The sequence below is a fragment of the Pseudidiomarina indica genome (assembly GCF_900104245.1).
GTDB lineage: Bacteria > Pseudomonadota > Gammaproteobacteria > Enterobacterales > Alteromonadaceae > Pseudidiomarina > Pseudidiomarina indica.
Genome location: NZ_FMXN01000002.1, coordinates 330,193 through 339,412 on the forward strand (window position 1 = coordinate 330,193; position 9,220 = coordinate 339,412).

The 9,220-nt window shown below is 48.2% G+C and carries 7 protein-coding genes and 2 rRNA genes; 4 read left to right on the forward strand and 5 right to left on the reverse strand.

What is annotated here, in order from left to right; translation table 11 throughout:
- The first annotated feature begins 22 nt into the window (after nucleotides 1-22).
- The 4 genes from BLP64_RS03220 (at nucleotide 23) to nspC (ending at nucleotide 5,798) form a co-directional block, all read left to right on the forward strand.
- A complete protein-coding gene (locus BLP64_RS03220) occupies nucleotides 23-1,441 on the forward strand; it encodes a sodium-dependent transporter (protein WP_092591680.1) in 1,419 nt (472 codons plus the stop codon).
- Nucleotides 1,442-3,364 carry a tRNA(Met) cytidine acetyltransferase TmcA domain-containing protein gene (locus BLP64_RS03225; protein WP_092591682.1) on the forward strand — a complete coding sequence of 641 codons (1,923 nt, stop codon included), beginning with the start codon at nucleotides 1,442-1,444 and terminating at the stop codon, nucleotides 3,362-3,364.
- Nucleotides 3,365-3,457: 93 nt separating this feature from the next.
- Nucleotides 3,458-4,657 carry a saccharopine dehydrogenase family protein gene (locus tag BLP64_RS03230; protein ID WP_092591684.1) on the forward strand — a complete coding sequence of 400 codons (1,200 nt, stop codon included), beginning with the start codon at nucleotides 3,458-3,460 and terminating at the stop codon, nucleotides 4,655-4,657.
- 4 nt (nucleotides 4,658-4,661) lie between these two features.
- Entirely contained in the window at nucleotides 4,662-5,798 is a 1,137-nt protein-coding gene (gene nspC, locus BLP64_RS03235) for a carboxynorspermidine decarboxylase (RefSeq protein WP_092591686.1), read from the forward strand.
- A gap of 59 nt (nucleotides 5,799-5,857) precedes the next feature.
- Here the strand turns inward: nspC and BLP64_RS03240 are convergent, their stop codons facing one another.
- The 5 genes from BLP64_RS03240 to BLP64_RS03260 all read right to left on the reverse strand — a co-directional run.
- On the reverse strand, nucleotides 5,858-6,604 hold the full coding sequence (locus BLP64_RS03240) for a type III pantothenate kinase (RefSeq protein ID WP_092591688.1): 747 nt from the start codon (nucleotides 6,602-6,604) through the stop codon (nucleotides 5,858-5,860).
- Nucleotides 6,594-7,583, reverse strand: coding sequence for a bifunctional biotin--[acetyl-CoA-carboxylase] ligase/biotin operon repressor BirA (birA, locus tag BLP64_RS03245; protein ID WP_092591690.1), 990 nt, complete (start codon nucleotides 7,581-7,583; stop codon nucleotides 6,594-6,596). Before birA ends, BLP64_RS03240 begins: the two co-directional genes overlap by 11 nt.
- A complete protein-coding gene (murB, locus tag BLP64_RS03250; RefSeq protein ID WP_092591692.1) occupies nucleotides 7,580-8,581 on the reverse strand; it encodes a UDP-N-acetylmuramate dehydrogenase in 1,002 nt (333 codons plus the stop codon). The genes birA and murB overlap by 4 nt, the downstream gene beginning before the upstream one ends.
- 99 nt (nucleotides 8,582-8,680) lie before the next feature.
- Nucleotides 8,681-8,795 (reverse strand): 5S ribosomal RNA (rrf, locus tag BLP64_RS03255).
- 118 nt (nucleotides 8,796-8,913) lie between these two features.
- Nucleotides 8,914-9,220: ribosomal RNA gene (locus BLP64_RS03260) — 23S ribosomal RNA — on the reverse strand; the annotation flags it as partial.

Consider the following 9,220-nt stretch of genomic DNA (forward strand, 5'->3'; position numbering starts at 1 on the left):
ACTATAAGCAAGGATTCTCAAGATGAGCGCACCACGGGAACAGTTTGGTTCTAAAATTGGATTTATTCTTGCTGCGGCAGGGTCAGCAGTTGGTATCGGTAATATCGTTGGGTTCCCAGTCGCAGCAGCAAAAAATGGCGGCGCGGCTTTCCTTCTGATTTATGCGTGTTTTGTCGCATTCATATGCTTACCGGTCATGCTTGCTGAAATGGGATTAGGCCGTCGCACTCAACATAGTCCGCAAAAAGCATACACCGAATTAGGAGAAGGGCTAACGCGATGGAAGATAGCGGGATTTCTTGCTACTTTCACCCCCTTTATGATCGCTGTGTTTTACATGGTGATCACGGTCTGGATATTTGGTTACCTCTTTCAATCAGTCATCGGTAACTTAGACCTCATCGCCAGTGACGGCTATTTCAGGACCTTTGTGAATGAGATGAGCTTTTTAGGTTACTTGGTTGCGGTGATTGCGATTACATACCTCATTTTACTTGGAGGGGTTCGTAATGGCATCGAGCGGGCCTCCAAAGTGTTAATGCCAGCATTATTTATTATGCTGATTTTATTGGTTATTTTTGTATTAACACTCGATGGTTCATCCGCCGGTATCAAGTTTTATCTCGTCCCTGATTTCAGTCGTATTGATGGTTCTGTCATTAACGGTGCATTATCGCAGGCGTTCTTTTCATTATCGCTTGGCATGGGGATTCTTATTACTTATGGGTCCTATTTCCGCCGTAATGATGACATCGTCACATCAGCCAAGTTAGTTGCAATCACGGATACCTCGGTTGCGTTTATTGCGGGGTTGATGACGTTACCTGCCATTTTTGCGATTTTCCCTAACACCAACGTTGATACCCTCAGCACTTCCTCCGTCAGCATGGTGTTTTCATTTTTCCCGAATATCTTTTTAGCTCTTTCTGAAACCATCGGATATGTACCAGCCAGTATCGCAGCTACCCTGTTTTTCCTGTTAGCCTTCGTGGCGGCAATTACATCGCTGGTTTCTATTATTGAAGTGCCAACCTCATCACTCATGGAAAAACGCAATATCTCGCGTAAGAAAGCGTTAATGATTATTGGCACATTGATCACCGTACTAACATTAATTGCAGCAACATCGTTTGGCATCGTTCCTTGGCTGACCCAATTTGCTCACTACGCAGGGGTCGATAAATCTGTTTTCGATATTATTAGTGACGTATTCTATGACACCATTCTCCCGTTAAATGGGCTCTTGATTTGTCTCTTTGTTCGGTTCCGCTGGAAACGTGCACAATTAACGGCAGAACTCAGTGAAGGGAACCCTGGCTACGGAAATAGCTGGTTTGGTAAGTATGTTAATGTTGCCATTGGCACCTTTATTCCGGTCATCTTGGCCGCCGTATTTATCAACACGGTACTCACTAAATTCTTTGGTATTTCAATTATCTAAATGATGACCTTGCAACCCGCTCTTCAACAATTAAAGACTGCTCATCGACGAGCAGTCTTTTTATTTGATGGGCCCCTCCAGTGGCAACAACAGCAGCTTGCAAGTATTCAGCAAGAGTTTCCGCACCCTCTCTATTTGTCCTCCAGCAATCCGCAAACCATTGCGGTTCATCGCTATCGTGATTATCTAGGGGCCACTAATGACACCGTCGTTCTCGACTTCCAAGACAACATCCATGCCGATGCATTGGCTGCTTTAGCTGGGACTGTTCGTGGTGGTGGCTTGTTATTCGTCATGCTGCCGGAACAGGAAACTCCTTTTAAGCAACGCTTGCTTAAAACAGCACAACAATTTAAGACCGTCCACCACATCACCTCAGCGACCGATTGGTTCAAGGTATTGACGCACACCGAAGCTGCCATAGTTCCTAGCCCATTCATTCCCACCTTTCCGACCTCAGCGCAACAGCAGATTGTTGACTCCATGCTGCAGTTGCCCGGCACCTGCCATATTTTGATGGCGGACCGGGGCCGCGGTAAAAGTGCTACCTTGGGGTTAGCGTGTGCAGGTTGGCGTGAACAATATCGTGGGTTAGAGCTCATTGTCACAGGCCCGCGCCCGGCAGCGGTCGAGCTATTACTCACCCATGCCAACCAAAGTGTTCGCTTCGTCCCCTGGGACAAACTACTGCGAGAATACAAGCCGCGAAGTATCCGGCTGGTAATCGACGAAGCAGCAGCAATCCCTATGCATATTTTGCAAGAATTGGTCCGCCGTTTTACCGTGTGGGCTGTTGCCAGTACCGTGGATGGCTATGAAGGTTGTGGGCGTGGCTTTGCGATTCGGTTTGTCGAATGGCTGACTGAACAGCGGTTAAGTAAAGTGCATCAGCTGGAAGAGCCGTTACGTTGGTCGACGTTGGACGAAGTCGAACCTTGGCTGAACCAAGCGTTATTAATGAAACCGTCTCAACCCCAAGAGGTCGCCTTACCGACAGCGGAATTTGACTTGGGTGACGTCACTTTTCGGGATTGCCACAGTCATCAATTAACCGAAGCGGAGCTACAAGCCGTCATCGCTCTATTACTTGAAGCGCACTACCAAAGTAGCCCCAACGACCTCCGCTTATTGCTGGATGACGCACAGCAGCGCTTACTCTTAGCACGAACCCAACACGAGCTCATTGGGGTGATTTGGTATAGCTGTGAAGGTGAATTGCCTGCGTCACTGCATCAGCCCATCGTCGATGGCCAACGTCGACTAAACGGCCAAGTTTTGCCACAAGCACTCGGCTTCTATTTACAGCAACCAAGCGTATTAAACTGGCAATGGTGGCGGGTGACACGCATTGCTGTTAGAGACAGCGCCCGGCGTCATGGCGTGGGGTTAAAGTTATTGCAGCAGTTACAAGTCCAAGCGCAAGAAGCGGGCATTGATGCACTCGGCTCAAGCTTTGGCGCCAACCCCAACGTATTGAAGTTTTGGCAACAAAGTCTGTACCAAATGATTCGTTTAGGGCGTAAATTGAATATGGCTAGCGGTTATCCCAATGCGCTTGTCGCACAAGGCCTGCAGGCTGAATCTAAGGCACTCTTAAAGCAGCTACACCAATTTTGCCAAGCCGAACTCGAATGGCGCAATCGACAACCACTGATTGTGACAGATTCCATGTATGCTATTGCGAAGAACATCCTGCGCGGCTTTGCCCATGCTAATTTACCCTTCACCGAAGCGCAGTTCGCATGGATTGTCTGCGATCTTAAATACCCTCTACGCGCCTCAGGCACCAGCTTACCTGGCCAAATTCTTAATATGAGCGATAACTTAGCAGCCATTACTCGGCAATATGGCTATAGCAGTCAGCAAAGCATGCAGCGACAGTTGCGCCAAGTTGCGCGGGAATATGTCGAATTGATTCGCTAATCCTTGTTACAATAAGTTTACTGCTGCTCTCACAGCAAAAACTATGCTATCTTTTAGCCTTTGTGTTCACCCACAACGGAAGGGTTTATAAACATGTCTCGAGTATTAATTATTGGTGCAGGCGGCGTAGCCAGCGTTGTTGTTAAAAAGTGCGCTATGTTACCAGAGTATTTTTCCGAAATTCATCTGGCCAGCCGCACGCTGTCAAAATGTGAGAAGCTCCAACAAGAAGCCGGCCAAGACCGGGTTGTTGGTGTCTACCAAGTTGACGCTGACCATGCGGATCAAGTTGCTGACCTTATCCGTAATGTGCAACCTGACTTAGTCATTAACGTTGCCTTACCTTATCAAGACTTACCTATTATGGACGCGTGTCTTGAAACCGGTGTGCATTACCTCGATACCGCAAACTACGAACCTAAAGATGTCGCGAAGTTCGAATACTCTTGGCAGTGGGCCTACCATGATCGGTTCAAAGAAAAAGGCATCATGGCGCTCCTCGGTGCGGGCTTTGACCCAGGTGTAACCAACGTGTTTACAGCCTACGCTGCGAAACATTATTTCGACGAAATTCACTACTTGGATATTGTTGACTGTAATGGCGGTGATCACGGTCAAGCCTTTGCTACCAACTTTAACCCTGAAATCAATATTCGCGAAATCACTCAGCGTGGCCGCTACTGGGAAAATGGTGAATGGCACGAGACAGACCCAATTAGCGTCCGTGAAGACCTCGACTATCCGGGTGTTGGTGTACGCGCGTCATACTTGCTGTTCCATGAAGAGCTCGAGTCATTAGTTAAACACTTTCCAACGCTTAAGCGGGCGCGTTTCTGGATGACCTTTGGCGAACAATACTTAACCCATTTACGGGTATTAGAAAACGTTGGCATGACGTCGATTGAGCCGATCGAATTCCAAGGGCAAAAAATTGTGCCATTAGAGTTCCTGAAAGCTGTGTTACCGAACCCCGGCTCACTGGCGGAAGGCTATACCGGCATGACCTGTATCGGTACCTATGTTACCGGTATTAAAGATGGCGTTGAAAAAACCATTTTCATCTACAACAACTGTGATCACGCAGCCTGTTACGAAGAAGTGGGTGCTCAGGCGGTTTCTTACACCACCGGTGTGCCTGCCATGATCGCTGCTTCCATGATGTTACAAGGTCATTGGATGAAAGCCGGCGTGTGGAACATGGAACAATTCGATCCTGATGAGTTCATGAATCGCCTCAACCATTACGGCTTACCGTGGCAGGTTGTTGAAACTGAATCACCATTTAAGCGTTAATACGATGAGCAATCCTTATTTAAATCCAGCCATTCCATCGCCTTGTTACGTTTGTGACGAGGCGTTATTGGAACGTAATTTAAAGTTGATGCAACGTGTTCAACAAGAGAGCGGGGCCGATATTATTTTGGCCTTGAAGGGATTCTCTATGTGGAGCACCTTCTCGCTGGTCGCGGAGTACCTCAAAGGCTGTACCGCCAGCTCGGTCTGGGAAGCTCGTCTTGCTGCCGAAGAATTTGGTGCTGAAGTCCATGCCTATGCCCCTGCGTATAAGCAACAAGATATCGATGAGCTATTACCTTTAGTGCATCACATTTCATTTAACAGCTTAACCCAGTGGCAGCGTTACCAAGACCAAGTTCTAGCGGCAGGCGTTTCTGCTGGATTACGGGTTAACCCAGAGCATCAGGAAGCAGAAACTGAGTTATATGACCCAAGCGCTCCAGGTTCCCGCTTAGGGATCCGAGCAGCTGAGCTCGAAGGGGCTGATTTAACCGGCATTGAAGGCCTCCACGTGCATAACCTCTGCGAATGTGACTCGTTCGCTTTGGAACGCACTTTGGCTGCAGTAGAAAGCAAGTTTGGGCATTTACTGCATCAAATGAAATGGTTGAATCTAGGGGGCGGTCATTTAATGACTCGCGAAGGTTATGATGTTGACCATTTGATTAAACAGCTCAAGCGGTTACAGGAAACCTATGGCATCCGCGTCATTCTAGAGCCTGGCTCAGCTGTCGCTTGGCAAACGGGTCCTCTGGTGGCAGAAGTTGTCGATATCGTCCATAACGAAGGCGCTATTGCCATTCTCGATATTTCGGCAACCGCACACATGCCGGATGTGTTAGAAATGCCTTATCGCCCGACCATCACCGGTGCCGATGAGGCTGGCGTATTACCCTACACCTACAAGTTGGGTGGGAACTCCTGTCTTGCTGGCGACGTCATTGGCGCCTACAGCTTTGCAGAGCCGCTACAACCGGGTGATAGAATCCTGTTTGAAGATATGATGCACTACACCATGGTCAAAACAACGTTCTTTAATGGTGTTGAGCATCCAAGCATTGGCATTATTCGCCGGGATGGCCGTTTTGATCTAGTTCGTAAGTTTGACTACAGTGATTTCCGCTCACGGTTGTCATAAAACGATAGCTATCTGAATCAAAGTAAAACGCAGTCTAACAGCCATTAGACTGCGTTTTTTTATTGCTTCCGCCCTTCTCTTGCGTAGCACGCTAACCCCTGTAGAACGAGCTCGCTGCGCACCTCACCCCGGCGCTTAAGATCGGCGGGTAACAAAGGAATCGAGCCTCCGCTGTATAAGATGCGGTAATCAAACCAATCGAGTTCGGTTTCTGAAACTGCAATCGCCTGTCGAACCAGCCCGACAAAGCTATTGACGCAGCCATTGAGCAAGCAATCAGTGGTGTTTTGCCCCAGTTGATGAGCCTTTCCCCACTGTTCTGCAGCGTTAGGAAAGACCTTAGGAGCACGATTCACCACGGACTCCCGCATCAAGTTCACTCCCGGTGCAATCCAACCACCTAAGTGTTCCCCTTGCTCGTTAAGCCAGTCAACCGTAATCGCTGTACCCGCATCCACAATAACCGTGGCTTTGGGCTGCTCATCAAACGCGCCAACGAGTGCCAACCAACGGTCCACTCCAAGGCGCTCAGCTTCACGATACGAGGTGGTGACGCCAAAAGCCGAAGCTTCACTATTAATTTCAATCACCGGCACTGCGACGCCTTGCAGCCAATCAATTAATGCCTGTTGCCTGTCTTTCCCACTGACGCAAGCGAGCCAAACACTGTCGAGAGGAGCTGGCAATGGCAGCTCTGCTAATTCGGTGTAGGTCACGTTTTGCCAAGGTTCAAGATAGCCATTCTCATCCATGAGCGCCATTTTGACTCGGGTATTTCCTGCGTCTAACAATAATTTATGCGTCATACCTTAAACTTACCTCTCCTGCATGGAAGCGCTCTAGTTTACCATTGCGGCTTAGTAACAACGCGCCGGTATCATCAATTCCTTCTGCAATTCCTTCAATCACGGTATCACCCATGATAACGCAAACTGGCTTTTTCGCTAATCGGTCAAGTCGGTTCCACCGCGCGGTAAATGCAGCTAATCCGTGTTGACCATACTCTCGCAATGCTGCCCGGGTTTTCATGATGAGCAGTGCAGCAAGGCGATTACGATCAATGGGCGTCGGCAATAACTGACTTAAATCAGTCCACGGCTGATCGATTTTATCACTAAGGTACGAGGGAATCGCAATATTCAATCCTACCCCAATCACCACATGTGCTGTATCTAAGGCCTGGCCTTCTAGCTCAATTAAAACACCGGCTATTTTTTTATCATGAATAATCACGTCATTCGGCCATTTCAATTGCACATCGTAGACCCCTAATTCACTCAGGAGCTCAGCAACCACGGTACCAATCACTAAGCTGAGCCCCATAGCAGCACTCATCCCTTGTTCCAAGCGCCAATACATACTCATGTATAAATTGCTCGCAAATGGTGATAGCCAGCGTTTACCGCGACGTCCTCGGCCTTGCGTTTGGGCTTCAGCCAAGAGCGCATGGCCAGAACTTATCCCATATTTAATGCCGTGTTTAACTCGGTCATTGGTCGAAGTCACGATTCGCTCTAACGCCACATTGGTTGAATCTTCTTGGTATTCTTCCAATAACTCCTGTAACTCTGGCAGGCTGAGTAATTGCAGTGGGCTCGATAACCGATACCCCTTGCCGGTGACACGGAACACATCAATACCAAGCTTTTGAACATCTTTAATATATTGGCTGATGGCAGTACGGCTTACGCCTAGAGCTGCTCCTAACTCTTCCCCGGAATGAAATTGTCCATCGCTGAGCGTTTCGATGACTCGGACAACACGTTCAATCCTCAACGGCTTCATAATATCACCAATCCTTTTTGAGCTAACAAACGCACTTCCGCTTCAAGTTCAACACCATACATTTTATGAACCTGCTGCTGAATATAACGCGCTAAACAGACCACATCGTCCCCGACGGCGTTATGACTGTTCACCAAAACCAGGGCTTGTCGATCATGAACAGCAGCTCCTCCAATACGATGCCCTTTAAGCTGTAACTGGTCGATCATCCAGCCTGCTGCTAACTTTACTTTACCACTCGGTAAATGATAGTGAGGCATTTGCGGATAATCCTGCTGGACTTGTTGCCATTGAGCTTGAGAGATTTCGGGATTTTTAAAAAAGCTCCCGGCATTTGGAATGACTGCTGGATCTGGCAATTTATTTTGCCGAATGCTGATCACCGCGTTCATGACCGTGGCTGCGGAAACATCCCCTCCCAGTGCCGCGAGTTCGCCGTAAGTTAACACTGGATTCCACGCTTTAGGGAACTCAAAGCGCACAGATAAAATCACCCACCGCATGGGATTCTGTTTAAACACGCTATCACGATAGCCAAATTGGCATTCAGCGGCGGGAAACACCTGATAAGTCGATCGCTCCCGATCCCACGTCTCAATCTCTCGAATAAATTGTGCGACTTCAACGCCATACGCGCCGATATTTTGCACGGGTGCAGCACCCACTGTACCTGGAATTAACGCTAAATTTTCAAGTCCATAAATTCCTTGGGCAGTTAAATTTATCACCAATTGATGCCAATTTTCGCCCGCTGCCACATCTACCAGCCAGTGATCTGCTGCTTCAGTGATCGTGATTCCCTGCATCCGCATTAAGGCAATCGGAAAGGAAATATCCGTTAGAAATAGGGTATTAGAGCCTTCACCTAACACATAGGCATTTCGCGGCAAGGATTCAACATCCTTCCGTTCACGTATCGTTAAAATGGAACGAGCTTTCGAAGGTAATCGAAAGGTGTGAAATTTTGATAAGTCTTCAAAAACTGAGAGTTTATTCATGCGCTTGATTATAAGGTCAAATAATCAAGAACGGTAGCAGATGATGAATCGCGGGCACAAAAAAACCCCGAGCGATGAAGCTCGGGGTTCGTATTTGAAGCCTGGCAGTGTCCTACTCTCGCATGGGGAGGCCCCACACTACCATCGGCGCTGAAGCGTTTCACTACTGAGTTCGGAAAGGATCAGGTGGTTCCACTTCGCTATGGCCGCCAGGCAAAAACTGGTAACAATATCAACGCACTGATTATAAAAACGATGCCACTCTCACCATCACGTCGGTAAAAGCTCGAACTTATGTCGCATTCACACAACCAAAACACTTTCGGTGTTGTATGGTTAAGCCTCACGGGCAATTAGTACGGGTTAGCTCAACGCATTACTACGCTTCCACATCCCGCCTATCAACGTCGTAGTCTTCAACAACCCTACAGGACAATTACATGTCAGTGAGAGCTTATCTTGAGGCTCGCTTCCCGCTTAGATGCTTTCAGCGGTTATCGATTCCGAACATAGCTACCGGGCAGTGCCACTGGCGTGACAACCCGAACACCAGAGGTTCGTTCACTCCGGTCCTCTCGTACTAGGAGCAACCCCTCTCAACTCTCAAACGCCCACGGCAGATAGGGACCGAACTGTCTC